Raw genomic sequence first — 26,137 nt, forward strand, 5'->3', positions numbered from 1 at the left:
GTGGGAAGCCTGACCTCGCTCTGGAATCGCGTCTTCGCCCTGCTCGGACGCGTCTCGATGTATCGGGTGGTCTACCTCGCGCTCGCGACGCTCGCCGTCATCGCGCTGATCCTGTCGTTCTTCGACCTCGTCGGGCCGGGTCCGCTCGAACTCGTCGTGACCCTCGCGGTCCTGTCGGCCGTCTGCGTGGGGGTGGATGCCGCCGCCCAGCGCGTCATGCACCTGCCGTGGCGGCTGGAGTCGTCGCTCATCACGGCGCACATCCTGCTGTTCGTGCTGCGCCCGACACTCGACGTCGTCGCACTCGTCGGCCTCGTGATCGCGGCGGCCGCGGCATCCGCATCGAAGTACCTCCTCGCCTGGCGAGGGCGACACATCTTCAACCCGGCCGCGATCGGCGCCACGGTCCTCACCCTGCTGAGCATCGTCTGGCCGGCACTCGGCGCCTCGGCCTGGTGGGTCGGGACGCCCGCCATGGCGGCGCCCGTCCTGATATTGGGCCTGGCGGTGCTGTGGCGCACCGAGAAGATCCGCGTCGTCGCCGTGTTCCTCGTGATCGCGGTCGCCATCGCGGTGCTGCGCACGGCCGCGCAGTTGCAGGCCGCGGGGGTCGCGGTGGACGCCATGACGGTCTTCTGGCAGATCCTGTGGTCGTCGCCGTTCCTGTTCCTCGGCGCGTTCATGCTCTCCGAGCCCCTCACGCTCCCACCGCGCCGGTGGCAGCAGTTCGTCGTCGCCGGCATCGTCGGCGTGCTCGCGGGGTGGCCCATCCCGCTCGGCGACATCTCGCTCGGGCAGGAGCGCGCGCTGCTCATCGGCAACCTGGTCGCCTTCGCGTTCGCCGCGCGCACCGCGGTGCGCCTGACGCTCGCTTCGCGGGCCGAGCGGACGCCCACGGTGAAGGAGCTCACCTTCGAGGTGCACGACCGGCTGTCGTTCGTGCCCGGTCAGTACCTCGAGCTCGAGGTGCCGCACCCGCACCCCGACGCCCGCGGAACGCGTCGCGAGTTCAGCATCGCGTCGGCCCCGGAGGATCTGCCGCTGCTGCGCGTCGCGTTCAAGGAGGGCTCGAGCTCGAAGCCGCAGAGCTCGTTCAAGAAGGCGCTCGCACAGGTCGACGAGGGCGAGCGCCTCGCGATCACCGGGGTGTGGGGCGACTTCGTGCTCCCGAAGCGGGATTCCGCGCCGCTGCTGATGGTCGCCGCCGGCATCGGCGTCACTCCGTTCATCTCGCAGCTGCGTCATGCCCGGGCGGCGGGCGAGGAGCGCGACATCGTGCTCGTGTACGTGGCGTCGGATGCCTCGGAGCTCGCGTACCGCGACGATCTCGTGGCATCCGGAGTTCCCGTGATCCTGTTCACGCGCGACCGGCCCGCCGATCTGCCGGCGAACTGGATGTGGGCGCGCGGAGTGCGGCTGGACGCCGAGGGCCTTCTCAAGATCGTGCCCGACATCAGCTCGCGCCACGCATACATCTCCGGTCCGGCCGGCCTCATCGCCGACCTCGCGCCGGCCCTGGAGCGCGCGCGCTCGATCACGACGGACGCCTTCAGCGGCTACTGACACGGCGGGTGTCGGCGGGCGGGCGCTTGGCGTCTCGCCGCCCGCAGTCAGGAGATCTGCCGGCATCAGGACGGATCCACCGCTTTGGGTCCTGACTGCGGCTGATCTCCTGACCTCGGCCGCGGCGAGGGGGGCTGGGTTCCTGCCCTCGGCCGCCGCGCGCTGGACCCCTGGGCCGAGCCGAAGCACCGCCCCGGCACTCAGCCCCGGGCCGCCCGGGCCGAATCCATCTGCCGTAGTCAGGAGATCTGCCGGCATCAGGACGGATCCACCGCTTTGGGTCCTGACTGCGGCTGATCTCCTGATCTCGGCCGCGGGGAAGGCTGGGTCCGTGAGCCGAGCCGAAGCACCGCCCCGGCACTCAGCCCCGGGCTGCCCGGGCCCAATCCATCTGCCGCAGTCAGGCGATCTGCCGGCATCAGGACGGATCCACCGCTTTGGGTCCTGACTGCGGCTGATCTCCTGACCTCGGCCGTGGGAAACCCAGAACCCAGAGCCGCAAGAGCTCAGAACCCCCGCTCAGCTCACCGGGTCGAGCGACTCCTCGTCGGGCGCGTCCATCGTCGGCTCGGCGTCGGCCAGGGCCCCGGGCACGATGGGCCGCGCGGGCAGCCGCACCTCGAAGCTCGTGTCGCCGGGGACGCTCTCGACAGAGATCGTCCCGCCGTGGGCGTCGACGATCGCCCGGGCGATCGACAGCCCGAGCCCGGTGCCGCCGGTCTGACGCGCGCGCGAGCGGTCGGCCCGTGAGAAGCGCTGGAACAGCTCGTCCCGCAGCGCCGGCTCGATGCCGGGACCGTCGTCGTGCACGCGCAGCACCGCACTGTCGCCCTCGCGCGCGACGGTGACCGTGACGGTCGTCCCTTCCGGCGTGTGGGTTCGCGCATTCGCGAGCAGGTTCGCGGCCACCTGGTGCAGCCGCCCGGTGTCGCCGGCGATCTGCACCGGCTCGTCGGTGAGCTCGAGCACCCAGTTGTGGCCCGGGCCGGCGGGCCGGGCGTCGCCGACAGCCTCGATCGCGAGCCGCGAGAGGTCGACGGTGCCGTAGACGAGCTCCTGGCCCTCGTCGAGCCGCGCGAGAAGCAGGAGATCCTCGACCAGCGTGGTCATGCGGAGCGACTGCGCCTGGATGCGCTCGAGCGACGACTCCGCCGTCTCGATGGTCTCCTCGCGACGGTCCTTCGACAGCGCGCGGAGCGAGAGTTCCGAGTATCCGCGGATGGAAGCCAGGGGAGTGCGGAGCTCGTGGCTGGCGTCGGCGACGAAGGTGCGCATGCGCTCCTCGTTGCGCTGCCGGGCCGTGAGCGACTCGCCGACGTGATCGAGCAGCGTGTTGAGCGCCTCGCCGACGCGACCGACTTCGGTGCGGGGGTCCGCCTGGCGTGCCGGCACGCGCTCGGGGATCGAGACCTCGCCCTGGTCCAGCGGGAGCTTCGAGACGCGCTCGGCGGTGTCGGCGACGGCGCGCAGCGGCGCCAGGCCCGCCCGGATCGTCCACGCCGTGGCGGTCGCGAGCAGGATCAGGCCGCCGGCCGTGAGCAGTCCGATGGTCGTCAGCATCTTGCCGGTCGTCGCGACGATCTCCGCGCGGGAGACCCCCGCGACCACGACGGTCTGGCCGAATCGCTCTCCCGCCACGCGGTAGGTGCCGAGGTCGTCGATGTCCACGACGATCGGACCCTCCTGGCCGAGCCCGTCGGCCAGCTGATCGATCTGCGCGGCGTCGAGCGCCACGACCTCGCCCTCGGCGTCGGTGACCGCGGCCGTCGGCGGCATCGGCGGCGTCTCGATCGCGAGCAGCGTTCCCGGCGCCTGCGGCTGCTCCTGCAGGATCTGCTCCGCGCTCATGCCGGCCATGATCGGCCCCTGCATGCCGGCGCTGCGGCTCTTCAGCGCGTCCACCTGGGCGGTCAGCTGACCCTCGAGCACGGTCCCGAGCAGGAGGCTGATCGAGACCCCCACGAGCACCATGATGAGCGAGGTGATCCCCACGACGGTGACGATGAGCTTTCGCTGCAGCGTCCAGGGACGGCGAGCGGATGCCGCGGCCGCCGGCGGTGCCGAGGCATCCGTCTCCGCGCTCTCGGGTGGCGAAGCGGCGGTCTCGGTCACTGCGGGACCTTGATCATGTAGCCCACCCCGCGCACGGTGTGGATGAGCGGCTCGCGGCCGTGGTCGATCTTCTTGCGGAGGTAGGAGATGTACAGCTCGACGACACTCGAGCGTCCGCCGAAGTCGTAGTTCCAGACGCGGTCGAGGATCTGGGCCTTCGACACCACGCGCCGCTGATTGCGCATGAGGTAGCGCAGCAGCTCGAACTCGGTGGCGGTCAGTTCGATCTCATCGCCGCCGCGCTCCACCTCGTGCGAGTCCTCATTGAGGGTCAGGTCGGCGACCCGCAGGATCGGCTCCGCGCCCGCCGCGTGCGCCGTGCCGGCCCGCCGCATCAAGCCGCGCAGGCGCGCCACGACCTCCTCGAGGCTGAACGGCTTGGTCACGTAGTCGTCGCCGCCCGCGGTGAGTCCCGCGACCCGGTCGCTGACCGCATCCTTGGCGGTGAGGAACAGGACGGGGACGTCATCTCCGGACTGGCGCAGCCGCTGGAGCACCGCCATCCCGTCCAGGTCGGGCATCATCACGTCGAGCACCATCGCGTCGGGGACGAACTCGCGTGCCGCCTGCAGCGCCTGGAAGCCGGATCCCGCGGTCCGAACCTCCCACCCCTCCATGCGCAGGGCCATCGACAGGAGGTCGGTGAGCATCTGCTCGTCATCGACGACGAGCACGCGCAGCGGTGTGCCGTCGGGACGCAGGAGCGCGGGGGAGGCGTTGGTCATGGCTCCATTGTGCGCCCGTTCCTATGCACTTCCTATGGCGCGCGCTATGCACTGGCTGTGAGAAGGACGGGCGAAGGCCCGCGATGTCAGCCGGCGGTGCGGGCGTGGGCCGCGATGCGATCGAACAGCGCATCGCGGTCGGCGTCGACCTGCTGCTCCTCGGGGTGCGCGTCGTAGTGCGCGAGGATGCGGCGCGCGCCCTCGTCGAACGTGATCGTCGTGCGGAACTCCGGCACAAGTGCGGTCACCTTGGCGTTGTCGAACAGCATCGAGTGCGCCTTGTCGCCGATGAGCGTCGGGCCGAGGTCCGGCTCGAAGGCCGCGATGGTCTGCGATGCGACGTGCACGAACGACGGCTCGTCGACGCCGGCGGCCGCCGCCAGCCACCCGTAGATCTGATTCCAGGTCGGGGCGTGCGAGCCGGTGATCGTGAACGCCTCGCCGATCGCGTCCGGATGGCCGAGCAGCCCGGCGAACGCGACCGCGAAGTCGTCCGAGTGGGTGATCGTCCACAGGCTCGTGCCGTCGCCGTGGATCACGACGGGCTTGCCTGCCCGCATCCGAGCGATGTCGATCCAGTGGCCGATCGTGGGGATGGAGCGCTCGTCGTAGGTGTGCGACGGCCGGACGATCGTGACCGGCAGTCCGCGCCGACGGTGGGCGTCCACCAGGAGGTCCTCGCAGGCGATCTTGTCGCGGGAGTACTGCCAGAACGGGTTGCGCAGCGGCGTGGACTCGGTGACCGGGACGCGCCGGGGCGGCTTCTCGTACGCCGATGCCGAGCTGATGAACACGTACTGTCCGGTGCGGCCCTCGAAGAGGTCGAGGTCCTGCTGCACGTGCTCGGGGGTGAACGCCAGGAACTCGGCCACCACGTCGAACTCGGCCCCGCCGAGCGCCGCGCGCACGGCACGCGGGTCGCGGACGTCGGCGACCAGCTGCCGCACCTCCGGGGGGAGCTCTCGCGGCGACGAGCCGCGATTGAGCACGGTGACCTCGTTCCCCGTCTCCACCGTGCGCCGGACGCACGCCGCGCTGATGGTTCCCGTTCCGCCGATGTAGAGCACTCGCCTGGTCGTCACGCTTCGACACTAGCCGCGCCCGCGCTGACTTAGGGTGGCTCCATGACCCTCGTTGATGCCGCCGTGTACATCGACGGCCGGCGGGTCTCCAGTGGAACGGCGGCCGAGACGCTCGCCGACGCCCGTGCCCGCGGCGGAATGGCATGGATCGGCCTCTACCGGCCCGAGATCGAGGAGATGAACGAGCTCGCGGCGGTCCTCGGCCTCCACCCCCTCGCGGTGGAGGATGCGCTGAAAGGCCACCAGCGGGCGAAGCTCGAGCAGTACGGCGACATGACGTTCCTGGTGCTCCAGCCGGCACGCTACCTCGACGCCAGCGAGACGGTGGAGTTCGGCGAGGTCCACATCTTCGTCGGCCCGGACTACGTCATCACGATCCGTCACGCCGAGAACCCCGACCTGGGAGCCGTGCGACACCGACTGGAGGGTCGGCCGGACGTGCTCGCGCAGGGGCCGTTCGCCGTCGTGTGGGCCGTGTGCGACGACATCGTGGACCAGTACCAGCCGGTCGTGGCAGGCGTCGAGAACGACATCGACGAGATCGAGGACGAGCTGTTCTCGCGCGACCCCGCGGTATCCCAGCGCATCTTCGGGCTGCAGCGCGAGGTCATCGACCTGCAGCACGCCACGACTCCGCTCGTGGACATCTTCGACCGGCTCCAGGAGATCGTCATCGAGTCGACCGGCGCCACGGAGGCACCGGCGATCCGCGACGTCGACGACCATGCCCGGCGGATCGTGGAGAAGGTCGATGGGTTCCGCCCCACGCTCGACAGTGCACTCACGGTGCACGCGACCATGGTCGACCAGGACAACAACGAGGCGATGCGGCGCATCGCGGAGTTCGGCATCCAGCAGAACGAGCAGGTGAAGAAGGTCTCCGGCTGGGCGGCGATCCTGTTCGCCCCGACCCTCGTAGGCACCATCTACGGCATGAACTTCGACCACATGCCCGAGCTGCACTGGACCCTCGGCTATCCGATGGCGCTGGCGCTGATGGCCACGACCTCGGTGACGCTGTACGTGATCTTCAAGCGCAAGGGGTGGCTCTAGCGGGATGTCGTCACCCCCCGTTACCGTGGCGCGGGTGACTGACACTACTCTGAGCGACCTCGCGGCCGGAACGGTCGTCAAGCCCGGCGATGCCGAATGGGACGAAGCACGGGCCTTCCACTCCGGCATCGGCGAACCCACCATCGTCGTCCGCGCCTCATCCGTCGACGATGTGCGCGCCGCCCTGCGCTACGCCGCCGCCGAGCGCCTCGAGGTCATGGTGCGCGGCGGTGGGCACAGTGCCTGGGGTGCGGTGCCCGGAGGCGTCACCCTCGACCTCGACGCTCTCGACAGCATCCACGTCGACGGCACCCTCGTCCGCGTGGGCGGTGGCGCGACCTGGGGCGCTGTGGCCCACACGCTCGCCGAGCAGGGGCTGGGCGTGAGCTCGGGTGACACCGCATCCGTCGGCGTGGGCGGACTCACGCTCGGCGGCGGTATCGGCTGGATGGTGCGCGCCTGGGGGCTCGCCGCCGATCAGCTCGTGGGAGCCCAGCTGGTCACCGCCCGCGGCGACGTGCTCGAGCTGACCGACGCGTCGCATCCCGAGCTGCTCTGGGCGCTGCGCGGCGGTGGCGGCAACTTCGGCGTGGTCACGCGGTTCGACTTCCGCGCGCACGAGCTGCCCTCCGTCGTCTTCGCGACGCTCGCGGTGACGGGCGACGCGAGGCCCGTGCTGCGCGCGCTCCGCGACACGCTGCAGGATGCCCCGCGCGAGCTCACCGTGACGTACATGGACGTGCCCGAGATGGACCCGAGCGCCCCCGGCGGCGCCTCGATCACGGCGTGCTGGATCGGAGACGACGAGGCCGCTGCGCGCGCCGCGCTGGCACCGCTCCTCGCTCTCGACGGCGTGACCGAGACCGAGCTCGCCGTGCGGTCGTACCCCGACATCCTGATGGAGATGCCGGCGGCGGATCCCGACGCGCCGATGCCCGGGTTCGTCGGCGGCAATACGCTGCTGCGCGACCTGAGCGACGACGCGATCGAGCGGCTGGCGTCGTTCCGCGAGGCCAATCAGGCCTCGGTGCTGTTCCTGCGCTCGCTGGGCGGGGCGTTCGGCGATGTCGCGCAGGAGGCGACGGCGTTCCCGGCGCGCAACGCCACGTGGTTCGCGATGGCCGGCGCGTTCGACATCCCGGGTCTCGTGCACGACGGCAACCGTCCGCTGATCCAGGCGGAGTGGGACGCCATCGAGGCCCTCGGCGAAGCGCTCTACGGCAACTTCACGGTGTCGACCGATCCCGCGCTGGTCGAGCGCATGTACTCGCCCGAGACGGTGGCGCGCCTGGCCGCCGTCAAGCGGGACTGGGACCCGCAGAACCTCTTCGCGCGCTGCCACAACATCCGGCCGTCCTGAGCCCGCGCACAGGCGAGGCCCTCACCGTAAAGCGGTGAGGGCCTCGGCCGAGCGGTGACGCCGCGGTCAGTGCGTGTCTTCCGCCTCGATCTCGGTGCGGTCGCCCGACCACAGCGTGTGGAAGGTGCCGGGCTTGTCGATGCGCTGGTACGTGTGGGCGCCGAAGAAGTCGCGCTGACCCTGCACGAGGGCAGCGGGCAGCCGCTCCGCGCGCAGGCCGTCGTAGTACGCGAGCGACGACGAGAAGGCGGGAGCGGGGATGCCGGCGGCCGAGGCCGTCGACACGATCCGCCGCCACGCCGCCTGGGCGCGGCCCAGCGCCTCGACGAAGTACGGCGCGGTGAGCAGCACGGGCAGCTCGGGCGTCTCGACGTAGGCGTCCGCGATGCGGTTCAGGAACTGCGCCCGGATGATGCAGCCGCCGCGCCAGATCTTCGACACCGCGCCCAGGTCGATCGACCAGTTGTACTCGATCGCTCCCGCGCGGATCTCGTCGAAGCCCTGCGAGTAGGCGACGATCTTCGAGGCGTAGAGCGCGAGGCGCACGTCTTCGATGAAGGCGTCGGCGTCGTCGACCTGCAGTCCTTCGGCGGGGCCGGGGAGGCCGCCCGACACGGCCCGCTGCTCGGGGTGGCTCGACAGCGAACGGGCGAACACGGCCTCGGCGATGCCCGAGACGGGAACGCCGAGGTTCAGCGCCGTCTGCACCGTCCATGCGCCGGTGCCCTTGGCCCCGGCCTGGTCGAGGATGACGTCGACGAGCGGCTTGCCCGTCTCGGCATCGACCTGGCGCAGCACCTCGGCGGTGATCTCGATGAGGTACGACTCGAGCTCGCCGCCGTTCCATTCGGCGAACACGTCCGCGATCTCGGCGGGGCTCTTGCCGGTGCCGCGGCGGATCAGGTCGTACGCCTCGGCGATGAGCTGCATGTCGGCGTACTCGATGCCGTTGTGCACCATCTTGACGAAGTGGCCCGCGCCGTCGTGGCCGACGTGGGTGACACACGGCTCTCCCTCGGCGATCGCGGCGATCGACTTGAGGATCGGGCCGAGGGTGACCCACGACTCGTCCGAGCCGCCGGGCATGATCGAGGGGCCGAGCAGCGCCCCTTCCTCGCCGCCGGAGATGCCGGCGCCGACGAAGTTGATGCCGGTCTGGCGCACCGCCTTCTCGCGGCGGATGGTGTCGGTGAAGAGGGCGTTGCCGCCGTCGACGATGATGTCGCCCGGCTCGAACACGCTCACGAGCGCGTCGATGACGGCATCCGTTCCGGCACCGGCCTTGACCATGATGATCGCGGTGCGCGGCTTCTGCAGCGAGGCGGCGAATTCGTCGTACGAGAACGCGGGGACGAACTGCGCGTCCGGGTGCTCGGCGAGCACGGTGTCGGTCTTCTCGCGGCTGCGGTTGTAGATCGCCACCGTGTTGCCCTCGCGGCTCGCGAGGTTGCGGGCCAGGTTCGAGCCCATCACCGCGAGGCCCACGACGCCGATGTTCGCCGGACCCGAGGGCGTGCCGTCCGAGGGCTCGGCCCGGTGGCGGGGAACCTCTTCGGGAGCAGGAGCCCCCTCGTGCTCGCGCGCGGATCCGGGCTGATCGTCGCGATCGGTCGAGATGTTCGTCTGCGCCGAGGGCTCGTTCGATGACACACGCACTCCTGAGGTTCGTAGAGGGGAGACTTCCAGCCTAGAGTCTGGCGTGCCCGTGTTACGCGGGAGCGGCGTGCTGCTCACCGCCGGCGGTACGGCGTTGTGAGGCTGGCCGGGTCAGTCCTTGCGGTAGTTCGCGCGCCCCATCGACCAGAACGCGGCGATCGTCAGGACACCGCCCACCGCCGCCATCGCGCCGATCAGCCACAGCAGGGCGTGGGACAGGAAGCCGTAGTCCATGGGGGTCCTCCAGGGGTGGATGGGGTGCGTTCCTCATCGTAGCGGGGCCGCTGGTAGACTCATTGCTTGAACTTCGGCGAGGGATGCCTCGCGCCCGCCTGAACGGCGGGATGCGGCATCCGTGATCGACGCGGTGGAGCAGGCCCATGGCTTTCCTCACGCGTGTGCGTTCGAGTCGAGACAACCCCCAAATACCTGGGCCCGCCATCCGCGCGGACCCGCGATCAGACCGGGCACGCGCCCGCTAGGAGTAACCATGTCGACCGAGTCCGACACCAAGGTCCACGCCGAAGTCCGCGAGAACTTCGGCAAGGGCTTCGCCCGCCGCCTCCGCGCCGCCGGCAAGATCCCCGCCGTCATCTACGGTCACGGCACCGACCCCGTGCACGTCGCCCTCCCGGGCCACCAGGTCGCGCTGCTCATCCGCCGCGCGAACGTCGTGCTCGAGCTCGACGTCAACGGCACGCAGCAGCTCACCCTGGTCAAGGACGTCCAGAAGGACCCGGTCCACCAGATCATCGAGCACATCGACCTCCTCGTCGTGAAGAAGGGCGAGAAGGTCCAGGTCGACGTCCCGATCTCCGTCACCGGCGAGTCCGCCCCCGGCACCATCGCCGCGCAGGACGCCAACACGGTGCTCCTCGAGGTCGAGGCGACCCACATCCCGGAGCGCATCGAGGTCGACGTCGAGGGCCTGGAGGAGGGCACGCACATCACCGCGGCCGACCTCACGCTGCCCAAGGGCGCGACGCTGGCCGTCGACCCCGAGACGCTCGTCGTCGCCATCTCCGTGCCGTCGTCGACGCTCGCCGCCGAGGACGAGATCGCCGAGGCTGACGCCGAGGTCGCCGCCGAGCAGGCGGAGCAGGCCGAAGAGGCCAAGGAGGCCGAGTCCGAGTAGGACTCACCGCATCATCCGTCGAAGCCCGTCCCCGATACTGAGGGGGACGGGCTTCGCCGTCGGAAGGACAGGGACAGATGGCACAGGCGTGGCTGATCGTGGGCCTCGGAAACCCGGGACCCCGCTACGAGCTGACCCGTCACAACGTGGGTCAGCTCGTCGTCGATGAGCTGGCCGGCCGCCGCGGCGAGGGCTTCCGCGCGCACAAGGCGAACGCCCGCGTGGCTGAGACCTGGCTGCGTCCGGGCGGGGCCAAGCTCATCCTGGCCAAGCCCAACACGTTCATGAACGTCTCGGGCGGTCCGGTGGCCGGTCTGGCCAAGTTCTACGGGATCGAGCCCGAGCACGTCGTGGTCGTGCACGATGAGCTCGACATCCCCTTCGACACCATCAAGCTCAAGACCGGCGGCGGTCACGGCGGTCACAACGGGGTGCGGGATGTCGCCAAGGCTCTCGACTCCGGAGAGTTCGCGCGCGTGCGGGTGGGCATCGGACGCCCGCCGGGGCGTCAGGATGCCGCGGACTGGGTGCTCGACCCCTTCGGCGCGACCGAGCGCAATAACCTGCCGATCCTCCTGGGCGATGCCGCGGATGCGGTCGAGCAGCTCATCGAGGAGGGCCTCCTCGCCGCGCAGCAGAAGCATCACGCGCCGCGGGTGTAGGGCTGCGGCGGTCAGCCGCCCACGCCCGCGCCGGCCGTGAACCCGGCGGCGAGGAATCCCTGCAGCACGACGAACGCGACGATCGGCCCGATCGCGGCGACCGCGACGGCGGCGATCGCCGCGCCGCGCCCCCGGTCCTTCACGATCGCGATGACGCCCTGCACCAGCGCCCAGACGCCCAGCGCCGTCCCGATCCAGAACGCGGTCTCGGCGAGCTGGACCCAGCCGCGGACGGGCGTCAGGACCGACCAGTCGAAGTCGGCGTCGATCGCGCGCATGGCGATCTCCCGGCCGGTGCCGAGCCCGATGTTGAAGGCGGCGATCGCAACGGCGACCGCCGTGCCGACGGTGGCCACGACCGCCAGTGCGAGTGCGACGAGGCCGAGGCGGGCGGTCCGTGGCGCCGAGCCCGCGGCGGCAGTCAACGGGGGACCGGGCTGCCTGGCCTGACCGGCGGGGCCGGCGGGGGCGAGCGGGGAGGCGGGCGGCAGCGCGTAGCCCACCGGCGGAGCGTACGCCGCGGCACCCTGCCCACCGGCAGTGCCCGCGGGTGCCCCGAACGGCGGGGCGCCGGGGGGAGCCCAGGGAGCTGCGGCCGGAACCGTCGGAGGGGACGTCGGCGGCTGCGGGGGCGTCGGCTCGGTCTGGTCGCTCACGGGCTCATCCTATGAGGCGCTCCCGCTCCTCCCGGGCGGCGGCCGCCATTAGACTCCTACGGTGACAGTTCCCGGGATCGTGCGCGCCCTCGAGCAGGCTGAGTCGTTCCGGGATGCGGTGGCCGCGGCATCCGTCGACGGCGACTTCTCACTGGTCGAAGGCCTCGCAGCGCCACTCCTCTCCGCGCTCCTCGAACGCCGCCGTGCGGCCGGCAAGCCGCCGGTGATCCTTCTGATCACCCCGACCGGCCGCCGCTCCGAATCGATCGGCCCGGCGCTGGGTGCGCTTCTGCCGGGGGCCGAGGTGCTGCACTTCCCGGCCTGGGAGACGCTGCCCCACGAGCGCCTGAGCCCGAGCCCCGAGATCGTCGGCAACCGGCTGGACGTGCTCGGCAGGATCGCCCGCTGGAGCGGCGAGACCCCTCTCGTCATCACGGCGTCCGTGCGCGGTGCGATCCAGCCGCTGGCCGCCGGGCTCACCGACGTCGATCCGATCCACCTCGTGGTGGGTGCGCGCGGCAACGACCTCGGCGAGGTCTCGCTGCGCCTCGTCGAACTCGCCTACCATCGCGTGGACATGGTGTCGCGCCGCGGCGAGTTCGCGGTGCGTGGCGGCATCCTCGACGTCTTCCCGCCGACCGCGCCGCATCCGTTCCGCGTGGAGTTCTTCGGCGACGAGGTGGACCAGATCCGCGCGTTCTCGGTGGCCGACCAGCGCTCGCTCCCGGGCGAGGTGCCCGAGGTCTCGCTCCTCGCGAGCCGCGAGCTCCTGCTCACCGACGCCGTCCGCGCGCGCGCCCGCGAACTCAAGGGAGAGTTCCCCGGGCTCGCCGGCATGCTCGAGAAGATGTCGGAGGGCATCCCCGTCGAGGGCATGGAGTCGCTCCTGCCTGCGGTGGTCGACCGACTCGTCACGATCGTCGACTACCTGCCCGAGGGCGCGGCCGTGGCGCTCGTCGACCCGGAGCGCTCCGTCACGCGCGCCATCACGCTCGGCGAGACGAACCGCGAGTTCCTCGAGGCGGCCTGGAGCGCGGCGACCGCCGGCGCGCAGACGCCGATCGACCTCGGAGCCGGCGATTTCCTCACGCTGCCGGCGCTGCGCCGGGCGGCGCACCAGCGCGGTGACGTCTGGTGGACGATGAGCGCCTTCGACTCGGGAGAAGCGGATGCCTCGGCCGAGGGCCTGCTCGACGTCGACATCGACGTCGCGCTCCAAGCCGCGGCCGTGGTCCGCGTGCCGGGCGCCCCGGTGCCCTCGTTCCAGGGCAACGTCGAGGGCGCCACCGCGCATGTCGGATCGCTCCTCGCCGACGGCTGGCGGGTCGTGGTCGCGGCATCCGGAGCAGGACTCGTCGAGCGCGCACGCGATGTGCTCGCCGAACGCGGCATCGCCGCCCGCCGCGTCGACACGGTGCTCGAGGCGCCCGAGCCCGGCGTCGCGCACATCGTGCTGTCGGTGCTCGAGCGCGGTTTCGAATCCGCCGATGCGAAGCTCGCCGTGCTCACCGAGACCGAGTTCTACGGCCGCACGATCGGCGGCGACCAGCGCGTCGTGAAGAAGCTGGCGTCGCGGCGGAAGAACGTCGTCGACCCGATCCAGCTGAAGTCGGGGGACTTCGTCGTGCACGCGACGCACGGCATCGGGCGCTTCGTCGAGCTCACCCAGCGCGAGGTTTCCAGCGGCGGCCGCAACCCGATCAAGAGCGTGCGCGAGTACCTCGTGCTCGAGTACGCGCCCTCCAAGCGCGGCTACCCGGGAGACAAGCTCTTCGTCCCCACCGATCAGCTCGACCTGCTCTCGAAGTACGTCGGCGGCGAGGCGCCGACCCTCTCGAAGATGGGCGGCAGCGACTGGGCACAGGCCAAGGGTCGCGCCCGCAGGGCGGTGCGCGACATCGCGGTCGAGCTGGTCAAGCTCTACTCGGCGCGTATGGCCGCCAAGGGCTATGCGTTCGGCCCCGACACGCCCTGGCAGCGCGAGCTCGAGGAGGCGTTCCCGTTCGCCGAGACGCCCGACCAGCTGCAGACGATCGACGAGATCAAGGCCGACATGGAGAAGCCGATCCCCATGGACCGGCTGCTGTCGGGCGACGTCGGGTTCGGCAAGACCGAGGTCGCCGTGCGGGCGGCGTTCAAGGCGATCCAGGACGGCAAGCAGGTCGCGATGCTCGTGCCGACGACGCTGCTCGTCAAGCAGCACATCGAGACGTTCACCGAGCGCTTCGCCGGCTTCCCGGTCAAGGTCAAGGCGCTCTCGCGCTTCCAGACCGACAAGGAGGCGCGCGACACGCTCGCGGGGCTGGCCGACGGCACCGTCGACATGGTGATCGGCACGCACCGCATCCTCACCGAGAAGGTGTTCTTCAAGGACCTCGGCCTCATGATCATCGACGAGGAGCAGCGCTTCGGAGTCGAGCACAAGGACCAGCTGAAGAAGCTCAAGACCAACGTCGACATCCTCGCGATGAGCGCGACGCCGATCCCGCGCACGCTCGAGATGGCGGTCACCGGGATCCGCGAGATGTCGACGCTGCAGACGCCGCCGGAGGACCGGCATCCGATCCTCTCGTTCGTCGGCCCGCGCAACGACAAGCAGATCGCCGCCGCGATCCGCCGTGAACTGCTGCGCGAGGGCCAGGTCTTCTTCGTCCACAACCGGGTGCAGTCGATCCAGCGGGTCGCGTCGCAGCTGGCCGAGCTCGTGCCGGATGCGCGCATCGCCGTCGCCCACGGCCAGATGGGCGAGCACGCGCTGGAAGAGGTCGTCGACGCGTTCTGGGAGCGCCGCTCCGACGTGCTGGTGTGCACCACCATCGTCGAGACGGGCCTCGACATCTCGAACGCCAACACGATCATCATCGACCGGGCCGACAAGTACGGCCTGTCGCAGCTCCACCAGCTGCGCGGCCGCGTCGGACGTGCGCGCGAGCGCGCCTACGCGTACTTCCTCTACGACGAGCAGAAGCCGCTGTCCGAGACCGCGGCCGACCGCCTCGAGACGATCGCCGTCAACAACGACCTCGGCAGCGGCATGCAGGTGGCCTTGAAGGACCTCGAGCTGCGCGGCGCGGGCAACCTGCTCGGCGCCGAGCAGGCCGGCCACATCGCCGGCGTGGGCTTCGACCTCTACCTGCGCATGATCGGCGAGGCCGTGTCGGCGTTCCGGGGCGACGAGGTCGAGGGCCCGGCCGAGCTGCGGCTCGAGCTGCCGGTGCAGGCCCGCATCCCCGAGTCGTACATCGACAGCGAGCGGCTGCGGCTCGAGGCGTACCAGAAGCTGTCGGCCGCGGCATCCGTCACGGCGAAGGACGAGTCGCTCGACCTCGTGATCGACGAGCTCCGCGACCGCTACGGCGAGCCGCCCGCCGACGTCGAGGGGCTGCTCGCGGTCGCACGGCTGCGGCGCCGCGCCGCCCAGGCGGGGCTCACCGACGTCGTCGCGATGGGGCCGAACCTGCGCATCGCGCCCGCGGACCTGCCCGACTCGATGCGGGTGCGCCTGCAGCGCCTGCACCCGAAGGCCAAGCTGCTCTCGGGCGGCGAGGCGCTCGTCCTCCCGCTGCCGCGCGCGGCGGGGGAGCCGCTGGGCGACGCCGAGCTCATCGAATGGGTGCGGCAGCTGCTCGACCAGCTGTGGCCCACGCCCAAGCCGGAGAGCGTCGGGGCCGCGGCGGCCGGCGGCTGACCCTTCGCGCCGCTGAGGCACCCCGCTACGCTGACACCGAGCGAGGAGGCCGCATGCGGTTCGAACACCTCGGGGCACAGCCCCGCATCCATCCCGATGCCGTCATCGCGGCCACCGCGGTGATCAGCGGCGATGTCGTGATCGGACCGGACTGCCAGGTGCTGCACGGTGCCGTGATCACGGCGGAGGGCGGTCCGATCACCCTCGGCGAGAACGTGATCGTCATGGAGAACGCGCTGATCCGTGCGACCTCGACCAATCCGGTGCACATCGGCGACCATGTGCTCGTCGGGCCGATGGCGAGCGTCTCGGGCGCGACGATCGGCGACGAGGTCTTCCTCGCCACGGGCACGCGAGTGTTCAACGGCGCCCGCATCGGCGAGCGGAGCGAGGTGCGCATCAACGCCGTCGTGCACCTGCGCACGGTGCTGCCCCCCGAGACGGTGGTGCCCATCGCGTGGGTGGCGGTCGGCGAGCCGCTGCAGATCCTGTCTCCCGACAGACACGAGGAGATCTGGGCCGCGCAGCGCGAGCTCGACTTCCCGGGCTACGTCTTCGGCCTCGACCGCGAGACGCCCGACCTCATGGTGCAGCTCACCGAGCGTTACGGGCGCGGGCTGTCGCGCCACGCCGACGACCGACGCGTCGAATGACCGGATGCCGGGGGTGCGGCATCCGCTCTCCTCCGGCCGTCAATCCCAGCTGCCGTGGCAGTCGCGGCACTCGAACTCGAGGCGCTCGACCCAGCCGTCGTCGAGGTCGACGCGCCGGTCGAACTCCACGAGGAACCACTTCGGCTCGGTCGCCCGCACATCGAGCGATCCGCATTCGGGACAGGTTTCGGCGACGATGGTCCGTGCCATGCCGCCACGGTAGCCCCGGCCCGCGGCATCCGTGGCAGCGACGCGCGTGTCAGCCGGTGTTCTGAAGGCCGGCCGCGACCCCGCTCACCGAGAGCAGCAGGAGGCGCTGCTGCTCGGGGTCGACCGGCGAACCCTCGGGGGCGTCGCGGAGGGCGCGCAGGGCGCGCAGCTGCAGGAGCGAGAGGGCGTCGACGTAGGGGCTTCGCATCTTGACGGCGCGCTGCAGCACCGGCTTGTTGCCGAGCAGCTCGGTGCCCCCGGTGATCCGCACCACCCACGAGCGCGTCAGGGTCATCTCGTCGCGCACGAGCGCCGCGAGATCGTCGCGGTCGCCGAGCGCGAGATAGAGCTGCGCGATGCGGTCGTCGGCCTTGGCCAGGCTCATCGCGACGTTGTCGATGAGGGTGCGCAGCAGCGGCCAGTCGTCGTACGCCCGCACCAGCAGGTCCTCGTCGCCGACCGCGTCGAGTGCGGTTCCCAGCCCGAACCAGCCGGCCAGGTTGATGCGCGCCTGCGTCCAGGCGAAGACCCACGGAATGGCGCGGAGGTCCTCGAGCGACTCGACCGACAGCCCGCGGCGTGCGGGCCGCGATCCGAGGGCGAGCAGGCCGAGCTCCTCCATGGGCGTCACGCGGGCGAACCACGGGGCGAAGCCGGGCGCCTTGACGAGCGAGAAGAAGCGTTCGCGGGATGCCGTGTCCATCGTCGCGGCGACCGCGGCGTAGCGCTCGGCGGCCGCGCGGTTGCGCTCCTCGTTGGTGGGAGAGGACGCCAGCAGGATCGCCGCGGCCACCTGGTCGATGTGCCGCATCGCGATCGCGGGGTCGCCGTAGCGCGCGAAGATCACCTCGCCCTGCTCGGTGAGCTTGAACCGGCCGTCGACCGAGTGCGGGGGCTGGGCGAGGATCGCGGAGTTCGCCGGTCCGCCGCCGCGACCGAGGGCGCCGCCGCGACCGTGGAAGAGGGTGAGTTCGATGCCGTTCTCGCGCGCCCAGGCGGCGATCGCGGCCTGCGCCTCGTAGAGAGCGAGGTTGGCCGCCACCGGACCGACGTCCTTCGAGGAATCGGAGTAGCCGAGCATGACCTCGAGCCGGCGGCCCGTGGCGTCGAGCCGCGCCGCGAACTCGGGATGGTGGACGATCTCGGCCAGGATCCGCGGGGCGGCCTGCAGGTCGGCGAAGGTCTCGAAGAGCGGGATGACGTCGAGCACGGGCAGCTCGGCGTCGGATCCGAAGGCGTGCCGCGCGAGGCGATGGACGGCGGCGAGGTCGTTGGCCGACTGCGTGAACGACACGATGTAGCGACCGGCGGCGCGAGGACCGTAGCGCTCCTGCAGGAACGCGATCGAGCGGAAGACGTCGAGCACCTCTTCGGCCTGCTCGGAGCGCGCACCCCCCGCGTCGAGCTCGGCGAGCACCGAGGCGTGGACGGCCGAGTGCTGGCGCACCTCCAGCTCGGTCAGGTGGAAGCCGTACGTCTCCACCTGCCACAGCAGCTGCTGCAGGTGGCCGTACGCCTGGCGGGCGGCGCCGGCCTGCACGAGCGAGTCCTGCACCACCCGGAGGTCTGCGAGGAAGTGCTCCGGGTCGCTGTAGGCCAGGTCGGCGTTGCGCTCTCGCGTCGCCGTGAGCTTGCGTCCGAGCAGGAGCAGGATCCGGCGGTAGGGCTCGTTGGGGGAGCGCTTGGCGATCTCGGCGGCGGCGTCCTCGTCGGCCGCCGACAGTCGCTTCCACAGGGCCACCAGCGCGGTGCTCGGCGGCGTCGTGCTCCCGTCGAGCGTGAGCGTGCGACCCACGCGGCTGGTCGTGCGCTCGAGGCCCAGGAGAACGTGCTCGCTCGCGATCTTCGCCGCCTTGCGGGTGACGGATGCCGTCACGAAGGGGTTGCCGTCGCGGTCGCCGCCCACCCACGATCCGACGCGCACGAACGGACGCACGATGGGCGCGCGGCTGCCAGCGGCCGGACCCTGAAGGGCGTCGTCGACGCGCCGGTAGACGTGGGGCACCGCGGTGTACAGGGTCTCGTCGAACACGGCCATGACCGCGCGCACCTCGTCGGTGGGAGCAGGCTTCTCCGGGCGCAGCGGCGCGGTGCGCCACAGCGTGTCGACCTCCTCGAGCATGCGGCGCTCGGCGCGGCGCTGGTCGGCCCCGTTGCGCAGCGAGGCGTCGTGCTCCTCGAGCAGGGCGGCGAGACGGCGAATGCTCGACGACACCGCGCGGCGGCGCGCCTCGGTGGGGTGCGCCGTGAAGACCGGGTGGAAGCGCAGTCCCTGAAGGCGCGCGAGGGCGGTGTCGTCGCCGACCTCCGCGGCGAGGCGCACGAACGCCGCCGCCACCGAATCGGTCGCCTGCTCGCGGTCGGGGCGGCCGTCGCGCTCGCGGAGGATGCGCACGCGCTGGTGCTCCTCGGCGAGGTTCACGAGGTGGAAGTACGCCGTGAACGCCCGCGCGACCTCGTCGGCCCGTGCCACCGTGAAGGAGTCGGCGATCGCCGCGGCCCGCGCGAACGCCTCGGGCGTCTCGTCGGTGTAGGCCTGAATGGTCGCGATCCGCAGCCGCTCGACATCGTCGTACAGCCCGTGCGATCCGCTCTCGCGCAGGACGCGGCCCAGGAGCGATCCGAGCATGCTGACGTCGGCGCGCATCCTCTCCGGGATCTCCTGCTCGGCCTCGAAGCGCCCGACGAGGTCGATCGCTTCGGTCTGGGTGAGTTCACGCATGGTTCCACGCTAATGCCGCGGCGATTCGGCGATGACACGCGGGGCCCCGTGTGACGACCGCCTGTGGCTAGACTGCCCGCAGGTGTGCCGGGAAGTCTGGTCGGCGATGTCGCGACGACCCTCGTGGGCGGCTGGACGGAAGGACCTCGATGTCATTGTTACGATCGGCCCGCTTCCCGGCGATCGTGCTCCTGGTCGCCGCGACCGCGGGCCTCGTCGTGGCGAACAGCCCGGCGGGCGGGCCCGTGGACGACTTCCTGCACACGTATGTCGGCATCCCGGGGTTCTTCGAGCTGACGATCGACCACTGGATCGCCGACGGGCTCCTGGCCGTGTTCTTCTTCGTCGTCGCGGTCGAACTGCAGTACGAGCTGACCGCGGGTCAGCTCAACTCGGCGCGCAAGGCGATGCAGCCGGCCATCGCGGCCGCAGGCGGCGTCGTCGTCCCCATCGCGATCTACCTGATGTTCGCCCTCGGCAGCGAGGCGGCGTCGGGCTGGCCCATTCCGACGGCAACCGACATCGCCTTCGCGCTCGGGGTGCTCGCGGTCTTCGGCAAGGGGCTTCCTCCCGCGCTCCGGGTGTTCCTGCTCGCACTCGCGATCCTCGACGACATCGTCGGGATCGTCTTCATCGCGGTGCTGTTCACGAGCGACGTGGACTTCGGGATGCTGGGGCTCGCACTGTTCTCGGTGGTGCTGTTCGGCATCCTGAGCCGCCTGCTCGACACGCGTGCGCGGGTGCCGATCGCCGTCCTCCTCGTGATCCTGGCGATCCTGACCTGGGCGTTCGTGTACCAGTCGGGTGTCCACGCGACCATCGCCGGCGTCGTGCTCGGACTCGCGATGGCGCAGCGGCCGGCGCTGCGGGTGCGGCACGAGCTCGAGCCGTGGGTCAACGTCGTCGTGCTGCCCCTGTTCGCCTTCAACGCCGCGCTCGTCGCGATCCCGGCGGTGTCGCTCGGGGAGCTGTCGCCCGCGTTCTGGGGCGTGCTGGTGGCGCTCCCGGTCGGCAAGATCGTGGGCATCGCGCTGTTCGGATGGGTGTCGCTGCGGATCGGCGACCGCAGCAGCGCGCCGCCGCTGCGGTTCGGCGACCTCATCGCGGCCGGGGCGCTGGGCGGGATCGGCTTCACGGTGTCGCTGCTGCTGTCGGAGCTCGCCTTCGGCGACGCGCCCGAGATCCGCGATCAGGCGATCCTCGGCGTGCTCGCCGGGTCGCTGATCTCGCTCGTTCTGGCCGGGATCCTCGTATCGTGGCGGGCATGGCACTACCGGAAGCAGGCAGCGCAGGCGACGGCGGACGCGGCCGAGGCATGACTCCGACCGATCCGCTGCGCGACGCCGCCGACACCATGCGGGCGGTGCGCGACCGGTGCGTGTGGACGCAGCAGATCGACCATCGAGCCCTCGTCCCGTACCTCGTCGAGGAGAGCGCCGAGCTGATCGACGCCGTCGAGGAGGGCGACCGGGACGAGCTGCGCGAAGAGCTCGGCGACCTGCTGTGGCAGGTGCTGTTCCACGCCGAGATCGCCTCCCGCGACACCCAGGACCCGTTCGACATCGACGACGTCGCACGCGGCCTGACCGACAAGATGGTGCGCCGGCATCCGCATGTCTTCGGCGATGCGGTGGCGAACACGCCCGAAGAGGTGCTCGTGCACTGGAACGCGGCCAAGGCGGCGGAGAAGAGCTCGCGCACCAGCGTGCTCGACGGAGTGAGCGAGCGGATGCCGTCCCTCGCCCTCGCGCAGAAGCTCGTGTCGAAGGGGTCCCAGGCCGGCGTCCGGGTCGCTCCCGCCGAAGGCCCCGCCACCGAGCCCGAGCTGGGCGACGCGCTGCTGGCGCTCGTGGCCACGGCCCGTGCGAACGGCTGGGATGCCGAGCGCGCGCTGCGCGAACGCCTCCGCGGCCTCGAGTCGGAGATCCGGCGCGCCGAGGCCGGCTCCGCCTGAGGCGGCCTGGTTTGGGGCCGGGCTTGGGCCTGTCTGGTCGCTGCCGGGCTCAGGAGATCTGCCGCAGTCAGGACCAGAAGGCCCTGATTCGTCCTGATCCGGGCGGATTCCCTGAGCTGGGCTGGCGGAGCGGTGTGGGTGGGCATGCGTGGCCGGCCGCGGAAGATCAGGTCGACCGACCGTTCGCTGCCCGGCCAGCCCGCTGCCGGGCTCAGGAGATCTGCCGCAATCAGGACCGGATGGCCCTGATTCGTCCTGATCTGGGCGGATCCCCTGAGCCGGGCAGGCGGGGCGGGGCGGGTGGGCAGGCACGGCCGGCGGCTGCGTGAATGAGGGGCCGAGCCGACCTGAGAGAATACGGACGTGGCATCCGTGAACCCGCCGCGCGGCATGCGCGACTTCCTCCCCGCCGACAAGGCCCGCCGCGAGCGCGTGCTCGCCGTCATCCGCGACCGCTACCGCGCGCACGGGTTCGACGAGATCGAGACGCCCGTCATGGAGGAGTACTCGCGGCTGCACGCCGGGATCGGCGGCGACAACGAGAAGCTCGCCTACAACGTGCTCAAGCGCGGCCTCGACCCCGAGGCCCTCCGAGCCGCCGCCGACGATCAGTCCCAGCTGACCGACCTCGGCCTGCGCTACGACCTCACGGTGCCGCTCGCCCGCTTCTACGCGACGAACCGGGGTCAGCTGCCGGCGGTGTTCCGCGCCATCCAGATCGCGCCGGTGTGGCGCGCGGAGCGGCCGCAGAAGGGCCGCTACCGCCAGTTCGTCCAGTGCGACATCGACATCATCGGGGATGCCTCCGCCCGCGCCGAGGCGGAGCTCGCGGTCGCGACGCTCGACACGCTCGAGGCCCTCGGACTCGAGGGCGGCAGCATCCGGATCAATGACCGTCGCGCGCTCGACTGGATGCTCGACAGCTTCGGCTTCACCGCCGACGAGCGCCCGGGCGTGCTCATCACCATCGACAAGCTCGACAAGATCGGGCCGCACGGGGTCGTGGCCGAGCTGCGTGAGCGCGGCGCGACGGCTCCGGCGGTGGACGCGCTCGAGGCGTTCCTCACCCGGCCGATGACCCTCGAGTACAACCCGTACGGTGAGCGGCAGATCCGCAAGCTCCTGCCGCCGGACGCGCCCGACGAGATCGTGTCGCACCTGGTGGGCATCGGCGAGGCGGTCGCGGCTTCTCGCGCCGGCGGCGACGGCGACGGCGACGGCATCGACATCCCGCTCGTGTTCGATCCCTTCCTCGTCCGCGGCATGGGGTACTACACCGGGACGATCTTCGAGCTCGCGCACCCGTCGGTGGACTACTCGCTTGGCGGTGGTGGACGCTATGACGGCATGATCGGGCGGTTCCTCGGCCAGGACGTGCCCGCCGTCGGCTTCTCCATCGGGTTCGAGCGTCTCGTCGACCTGATCGAGGCCGCCGACGGCGACGGCCCCTCGGCGGTCGTGCTGGTCCACGACCGCGACGTGCCCACGGGGGAGCTGCTCGCGCTCAAGGCCGCGCTCATCGCCCAGGGTTCGAGGGTGCGCCTGGAGCAGCGAACCAAGAACCTCAAGGCGCTGCTCGAGCGCGCGGCATCCGACGGCTACACGGCCTTCGCGACGGTCTCTGCCGGAACCGTCCCCGCCGGCCTCGAGGTCAAGCCGCTGGCCTGAGCCGCACCCGCAGCAAACGGTAGACGATCCCCGCGGCGACCACCACGACGCCGGCGACGACCGCCTGCCACGGCAGGGTGACCGCCAGGACGAGGCATCCGACCCCGCCGACGATCTGGAGCGCACGGGGATAGCGGCGCGCGGCCCCCGCCTGGCGGAACGCGGCGATGTTGGCGACGAGGTAGTACAGCAGCACGCCGAACGACGAGAAGCCGATCGCGCCCCGGAGATCCACGACCGCGACGAGCCCGATCACGACGACCGCGAGCGTCGCCTCGGCGCGATGCGGCACGTGCCACCTCGGGTGCACCGCGGCCAGGTACGGCGGCAGGTCGCCCTCGCGCGCCATGGCGAACGCGGTGCGGCCGACTCCGGCGATGAGGGCGAGCAGGGCGCCGAGGGATGCCGCGGCCGCCCCGACGCGGACGACCGGCTCCGCCCAGGCCCACCCCGACGCCGCTGCGGCCTCGGCCACCGGGTCGGCGGCCGCGGCCGTTCCCGCCGCCCCGAGCGCGGACAGCACGGCGACGGCGACCACGGCGTAGACCACCAGCGCCCCCGCGAAAGCCAGGACGATCGCGCGGGGGATGGTGCGCGCGGGGTCGCGCACCTCCTCGCCCATCGTCGCGATGCGGGCGTACCCGGCGAAGGCGAAGAAGAGGAGACCCGCCGACTGCAGGACGCCGTACCCGCCGTGCTCCCACAGGGCACCGGGTTCCAGCCAGCCCGGCGCGTCGGGGGCCGCGGTCGCCGCCGCCACCGCCACTGCCAGTCCGAGCAGCACGAACACGACGATGAGGCGCGTGAGCTGCGCCGTGCGCGTGACCCCGAACCAGTTCACTGCGGCGAGGGCGGCGACCGCGGCGATGGCGACGGGTCGCTCCCATCCCGGCGGTGCGGCGTAGGCGGCGAACGTCAGCGCCATCGCGGCGCAGCTGGCGGTCTTCCCGACCACGAACCCCCACCCCGCGACGAACCCCCACCACGGCCCCAGCTCGGCGCGGCCGTAGGCGTAGGCCCCGCCCGAGGTCGGATGCACCGCCGCGAGCTGTGCCGACGAGGTGGCGTTGCCGAACGCCACGATCGCCGCGATGCCCAGACCCACGAGAAGGCCGCTCCCCGCCGCCGCGGCGGCCGGCGCGAACGCGGAGAACACGCCGGCGCCGATCATGGAGCCGAGGCCGATGAACACCGCATCGCCCAGTCCGAGCCGGCGGGGGAGCGAGGTCGAGGTCACGAGCGGAACCCTAACGGGTGGCGGCGAACACCGGGGAGTGGCGGGTGCCCTCTTTCGTCGCCGGGTCGACGCTCGCTTCTCGTCCCGCCCGACGCCTCACTCCGTCGGGCTGAACGACGCGGCCCACTCCGCGACGCGCGCCGCGCTCTCCTGCTCCGACAGGTCCTCGACCCTGGTCATGATGCTCCAGCGCACACCGAAGGGATCGCGGATGCTCGCGAACCGGTCGCCCGAGACGAAGGTGTCGGGAGCCTCCCGGACGGTCGCACCCGCTGCGACCGCGCCCGCGACCGTCGCGTCGACGTCGGCAACGTAGAGCCCGAGCGAGTAGCAGTCCTCGTCGCCGTCGGGTGCCGCGATCAGCCCGTACTCCGGGGTGGGCTCGCCCAACTGCAGCAGTCCGAGACCGAAGTCGAGGTCGGCGTGGACGACGACCCCGCCGATCTCGGTGGCGTCGATGATCCGGGCCCCGAACACGTCGCGGTAGAACTCGAGCGCTTCCTTGGCGCGCCGTATCGCGAGGAAGGGAGTGAGGCTCGTCGCCGTGTTCGGCCGTCCGTTCGTGGTGTGTGCACCGGTCGCGCCGGTGATGCTGTCTGTGCTCATGCTCCGACGGTAGGAGCGGCAACCGGCCGCGGTCTTGGAGATTCGCGACAGGCTCCGTCTACCCTGACCTGGTGACCGATCCGACGCGCGGGATCCTGTACCCCGAACGGCTGCCCCACCTCCAGCGGCTCCCCGCCCCGGACGCCGCCGCCGACCTGGTGGGCTGGTTCTGGGTGCCCGAATGGGACCTTCCGCCCGGCGTCGCATCCCGACAGCAGGTGCTCGCGTTCCCGGCGGCGAACCTCGTCGTCGAGCCTTCCGGGGTGACGCTGTGGGGGGCGACGACCCGCGTGTCCGAGCGCGTCCTCGAGGGCCGGGGATGGGCTGTCGGGGCGCTGCTGAAGCCGGCGGCCCTCGCCGTCCTGTCGGACTCGCCGGCGGACCTGGTCGACTCGTTCGCGACCCTCGACGAGCCCGACCTGCACGCGGCCGTCCGCGGTGTGATGCCCGGCGGCGCGGAGGCGGCCGTTGCACGCATGGCGGCCTGGGTCGACGCCCGAGTCGGAGTGCGCACCGGCGAGGCGCGTCTGGCCGCCGACATGGCCGAGCTGCTCATGACGGATGCCACGATCCTCCGCGTCGAGGATGCGGCCGCACGGCTCTCGGTGTCGCCGCGCACGCTGCAGCGCCTCGCGCACCGCACCGTGGGCCTGCCGCCGGCCACCATGATCCGGCGCCGGCGGCTCCAGGAGGCCGCGCAGCACGTCCGGGAGGATCCGGATGCCTCGCTCGCCGAGATCGCGGTGTCGCTGGGCTACGCCGACCAGGCCCATCTGGCGAACGACTTCCGCACCGTGCTGGGGATGACGGCGACGGAGTACCGCAGTGAGCGCTAGCCGCGGACGCCGGTCGTGACCCGCTTCTTCTCGCGGACGTAGACCTCGCGCCGCACCCGTGCGACGACGTCGCCCGCGGCATCCGTGATGTCGGTCTCGAACCACTCCAGCACCTTGGCGCCGCCGCGAGCGCGGTCCCGCAGCTCGTCGGCCTTCTCCGGCGGCACCTCGAAGTGCGCCGTCAGTACGCCACGGCCCGGCTTGACGAACTCGATCTCGCCGCGGGTGTCCCACACCACGTAGTCGCGGCCCAGCTGATGCATCACGAGCATGAAGAAGTAGGGGTCGGTCATCGCCGACATCGACCCGCCGAACGCCGTCTTGACGTAGTTGCGGGTGAGGAAGTTCACATGGAGTTCGACGGTCGCGCTGGTCCAGTCGTCGGAGAAGCGCTTGACGCGGATGCCGCTCCAGAGGTTCGGTGCCCAGAGGCTCATTCCGAGGGCGAGGCGGCGAGGCGTGATCTGCATCCGGTCATGGTGCCAAAGCGCTCGCAGCGTCGCGGCATCCGTTGTGGACAAACGACAAATCCCGGGCTGGGCACCCGTTGCGGTCTCGT

At 71.4% G+C, this 26,137-nt stretch carries 22 protein-coding genes; 11 read left to right on the forward strand and 11 right to left on the reverse strand.

What is annotated here, in order from left to right:
- Complete coding sequence (locus SOM19_RS16210; protein WP_320487618.1) at positions 1–1,563, forward strand: FAD-dependent oxidoreductase; 1,563 nt, start codon at positions 1–3, stop codon at positions 1,561–1,563.
- Between the two features lie 519 nt (positions 1,564–2,082).
- Here SOM19_RS16210 and SOM19_RS16215 read toward each other — a convergent pair.
- The 3 genes from SOM19_RS16215 to SOM19_RS16225 all read right to left on the reverse strand — a co-directional run bounded on the left by SOM19_RS16215 (position 2,083) and on the right by SOM19_RS16225 (position 5,482).
- Positions 2,083–3,675, reverse strand: coding sequence for a sensor histidine kinase (locus SOM19_RS16215; protein WP_320487619.1), 1,593 nt, complete (start codon positions 3,673–3,675; stop codon positions 2,083–2,085).
- On the reverse strand, positions 3,672–4,400 hold the full coding sequence (locus SOM19_RS16220) for a response regulator transcription factor (RefSeq protein WP_320487620.1): 729 nt from the start codon (positions 4,398–4,400) through the stop codon (positions 3,672–3,674). Before SOM19_RS16220 ends, SOM19_RS16215 begins: the two co-directional genes overlap by 4 nt.
- Positions 4,401–4,486: 86 nt before the next feature.
- On the reverse strand, positions 4,487–5,482 hold the full coding sequence (locus SOM19_RS16225) for an SDR family oxidoreductase (RefSeq protein ID WP_320487621.1): 996 nt from the start codon (positions 5,480–5,482) through the stop codon (positions 4,487–4,489).
- A gap of 42 nt (positions 5,483–5,524) precedes the next feature.
- Between SOM19_RS16225 and SOM19_RS16230 the strand changes: the two genes are divergently transcribed.
- Both SOM19_RS16230 and SOM19_RS16235 read left to right on the forward strand, forming a co-directional pair.
- Positions 5,525–6,535 carry a magnesium and cobalt transport protein CorA gene (locus SOM19_RS16230; protein ID WP_320487622.1) on the forward strand — a complete coding sequence of 337 codons (1,011 nt, stop codon included), beginning with the start codon at positions 5,525–5,527 and terminating at the stop codon, positions 6,533–6,535.
- Between the two features lie 34 nt (positions 6,536–6,569).
- Positions 6,570–7,895 carry an FAD-binding oxidoreductase gene (locus SOM19_RS16235; RefSeq protein ID WP_320487623.1) on the forward strand — a complete coding sequence of 442 codons (1,326 nt, stop codon included), beginning with the start codon at positions 6,570–6,572 and terminating at the stop codon, positions 7,893–7,895.
- Positions 7,896–7,961: 66 nt separating this feature from the next.
- Here SOM19_RS16235 and gnd read toward each other — a convergent pair whose 3' ends face one another.
- Together gnd and SOM19_RS16245 are read right to left on the reverse strand one after the other, a co-directional pair.
- A complete protein-coding gene (gene gnd / locus SOM19_RS16240) occupies positions 7,962–9,389 on the reverse strand; it encodes an NADP-dependent phosphogluconate dehydrogenase (protein WP_320487758.1) in 1,428 nt (475 codons plus the stop codon).
- A 273-nt stretch (positions 9,390–9,662) separates the two neighbouring features.
- Positions 9,663–9,785: a hypothetical protein gene (locus SOM19_RS16245; protein WP_320487624.1), complete on the reverse strand. Its 123-nt coding sequence runs from the start codon at positions 9,783–9,785 to the stop codon at positions 9,663–9,665.
- A 256-nt stretch (positions 9,786–10,041) separates the two neighbouring features.
- Between SOM19_RS16245 and SOM19_RS16250 the strand changes: the two genes are divergently transcribed.
- Both SOM19_RS16250 and pth read left to right on the forward strand, forming a co-directional pair.
- Entirely contained in the window at positions 10,042–10,686 is a 645-nt protein-coding gene (locus tag SOM19_RS16250; RefSeq protein WP_320487625.1) for a 50S ribosomal protein L25/general stress protein Ctc, read from the forward strand.
- 77 nt (positions 10,687–10,763) lie between these two features.
- A complete protein-coding gene (gene pth, locus SOM19_RS16255) occupies positions 10,764–11,348 on the forward strand; it encodes an aminoacyl-tRNA hydrolase (protein WP_320487626.1) in 585 nt (194 codons plus the stop codon).
- Between the two features lie 11 nt (positions 11,349–11,359).
- On the opposite strand, the gene SOM19_RS16260 is transcribed toward pth, so the two are convergent.
- Positions 11,360–12,004, reverse strand: a complete 645-nt coding sequence (locus tag SOM19_RS16260; protein ID WP_320487627.1) for a hypothetical protein — start codon at positions 12,002–12,004, stop codon at positions 11,360–11,362.
- A 61-nt stretch (positions 12,005–12,065) separates the two neighbouring features.
- On the opposite strand from SOM19_RS16260, the gene mfd reads away from it, so the two are divergent.
- Positions 12,066–15,692: a transcription-repair coupling factor gene (gene mfd, locus SOM19_RS16265; protein WP_320487628.1), complete on the forward strand. Its 3,627-nt coding sequence runs from the start codon at positions 12,066–12,068 to the stop codon at positions 15,690–15,692.
- A gap of 53 nt (positions 15,693–15,745) precedes the next feature.
- Complete coding sequence (locus SOM19_RS16270) at positions 15,746–16,345, forward strand: gamma carbonic anhydrase family protein (RefSeq protein WP_320487629.1); 600 nt, start codon at positions 15,746–15,748, stop codon at positions 16,343–16,345.
- Positions 16,346–16,384: 39 nt separating this feature from the next.
- Here SOM19_RS16270 and SOM19_RS16275 read toward each other — a convergent pair whose 3' ends face one another.
- Together SOM19_RS16275 and SOM19_RS16280 are read right to left on the reverse strand one after the other, a co-directional pair.
- On the reverse strand, positions 16,385–16,555 hold the full coding sequence (locus SOM19_RS16275; RefSeq protein WP_320487630.1) for a hypothetical protein: 171 nt from the start codon (positions 16,553–16,555) through the stop codon (positions 16,385–16,387).
- A gap of 49 nt (positions 16,556–16,604) precedes the next feature.
- Complete coding sequence (locus SOM19_RS16280; RefSeq protein ID WP_320487631.1) at positions 16,605–19,277, reverse strand: phosphoenolpyruvate carboxylase; 2,673 nt, start codon at positions 19,275–19,277, stop codon at positions 16,605–16,607.
- 149 nt (positions 19,278–19,426) lie between these two features.
- On the opposite strand from SOM19_RS16280, the gene nhaA reads away from it, so the two are divergent.
- The 3 genes from nhaA (at position 19,427) to hisS (ending at position 22,899) form a co-directional block, all read left to right on the forward strand.
- Positions 19,427–20,596, forward strand: coding sequence for a Na+/H+ antiporter NhaA (gene nhaA, locus SOM19_RS16285; RefSeq protein WP_320487632.1), 1,170 nt, complete (start codon positions 19,427–19,429; stop codon positions 20,594–20,596).
- Entirely contained in the window at positions 20,593–21,231 is a 639-nt protein-coding gene (locus SOM19_RS16290; RefSeq protein ID WP_320487633.1) for a nucleoside triphosphate pyrophosphohydrolase, read from the forward strand. Before nhaA ends, SOM19_RS16290 begins: the two co-directional genes overlap by 4 nt.
- Before the next feature lie 390 nt (positions 21,232–21,621).
- Positions 21,622–22,899, forward strand: a complete 1,278-nt coding sequence (gene hisS / locus SOM19_RS16295) for a histidine--tRNA ligase (protein WP_320487759.1) — start codon at positions 21,622–21,624, stop codon at positions 22,897–22,899.
- Here hisS and SOM19_RS16300 read toward each other — a convergent pair.
- On the reverse strand, positions 22,883–24,136 hold the full coding sequence (locus SOM19_RS16300; protein WP_320487634.1) for an APC family permease: 1,254 nt from the start codon (positions 24,134–24,136) through the stop codon (positions 22,883–22,885). The two genes, hisS and SOM19_RS16300, sit on opposite strands and share 17 nt — an antisense overlap.
- 96 nt (positions 24,137–24,232) lie before the next feature.
- On the reverse strand, positions 24,233–24,742 hold the full coding sequence (locus SOM19_RS16305; RefSeq protein WP_320487635.1) for a VOC family protein: 510 nt from the start codon (positions 24,740–24,742) through the stop codon (positions 24,233–24,235).
- 71 nt (positions 24,743–24,813) lie between these two features.
- Here SOM19_RS16305 and SOM19_RS16310 point away from each other — a divergent pair, with 71 nt between their 5' ends.
- A complete protein-coding gene (locus tag SOM19_RS16310) occupies positions 24,814–25,578 on the forward strand; it encodes a helix-turn-helix domain-containing protein (RefSeq protein WP_320487636.1) in 765 nt (254 codons plus the stop codon).
- Here the strand turns inward: SOM19_RS16310 and SOM19_RS16315 are convergent.
- Positions 25,575–26,048 (reverse strand): DUF4442 domain-containing protein, encoded by a 474-nt coding sequence (locus SOM19_RS16315; protein ID WP_320487637.1) that lies wholly within the window; start codon positions 26,046–26,048, stop codon positions 25,575–25,577. The genes SOM19_RS16310 and SOM19_RS16315 overlap by 4 nt on opposite strands.
- Positions 26,049–26,137 lie beyond the last annotated feature (89 nt).

The organism is Microbacterium sp. CFBP9034 (assembly GCF_034045255.1).
Classification (GTDB): domain Bacteria; phylum Actinomycetota; class Actinomycetes; order Actinomycetales; family Microbacteriaceae; genus Microbacterium.

Excerpts from the sequence above, each read along its gene's own strand:
- SOM19_RS16220 (WP_320487620.1), bottom strand. The coding sequence starts at position 4,400 with ATGACCAACGCCTCCCCCGCGCTCCTGCGTCCCGACGGCACACCGCTG.
- SOM19_RS16230 (WP_320487622.1), top strand. The coding sequence starts at position 5,525 with ATGACCCTCGTTGATGCCGCCGTGTACATCGACGGCCGGCGGGTCTCC.
- SOM19_RS16245 (WP_320487624.1), bottom strand. The coding sequence starts at position 9,785 with ATGGACTACGGCTTCCTGTCCCACGCCCTGCTGTGGCTGATCGGCGCG.
- SOM19_RS16250 (WP_320487625.1), top strand. The coding sequence starts at position 10,042 with ATGTCGACCGAGTCCGACACCAAGGTCCACGCCGAAGTCCGCGAGAAC.
- pth (WP_320487626.1), top strand. The coding sequence starts at position 10,764 with ATGGCACAGGCGTGGCTGATCGTGGGCCTCGGAAACCCGGGACCCCGC.
- SOM19_RS16270 (WP_320487629.1), top strand. The coding sequence starts at position 15,746 with ATGCGGTTCGAACACCTCGGGGCACAGCCCCGCATCCATCCCGATGCC.
- SOM19_RS16275 (WP_320487630.1), bottom strand. The coding sequence starts at position 16,555 with ATGGCACGGACCATCGTCGCCGAAACCTGTCCCGAATGCGGATCGCTC.
- SOM19_RS16280 (WP_320487631.1), bottom strand. The coding sequence starts at position 19,277 with ATGCGTGAACTCACCCAGACCGAAGCGATCGACCTCGTCGGGCGCTTC.
- nhaA (WP_320487632.1), top strand. The coding sequence starts at position 19,427 with ATGTCATTGTTACGATCGGCCCGCTTCCCGGCGATCGTGCTCCTGGTC.
- SOM19_RS16290 (WP_320487633.1), top strand. The coding sequence starts at position 20,593 with ATGACTCCGACCGATCCGCTGCGCGACGCCGCCGACACCATGCGGGCG.
- hisS (WP_320487759.1), top strand. The coding sequence starts at position 21,622 with ATGCGCGACTTCCTCCCCGCCGACAAGGCCCGCCGCGAGCGCGTGCTC.
- SOM19_RS16305 (WP_320487635.1), bottom strand. The coding sequence starts at position 24,742 with ATGAGCACAGACAGCATCACCGGCGCGACCGGTGCACACACCACGAAC.
- SOM19_RS16315 (WP_320487637.1), bottom strand. The coding sequence starts at position 26,048 with ATGCAGATCACGCCTCGCCGCCTCGCCCTCGGAATGAGCCTCTGGGCA.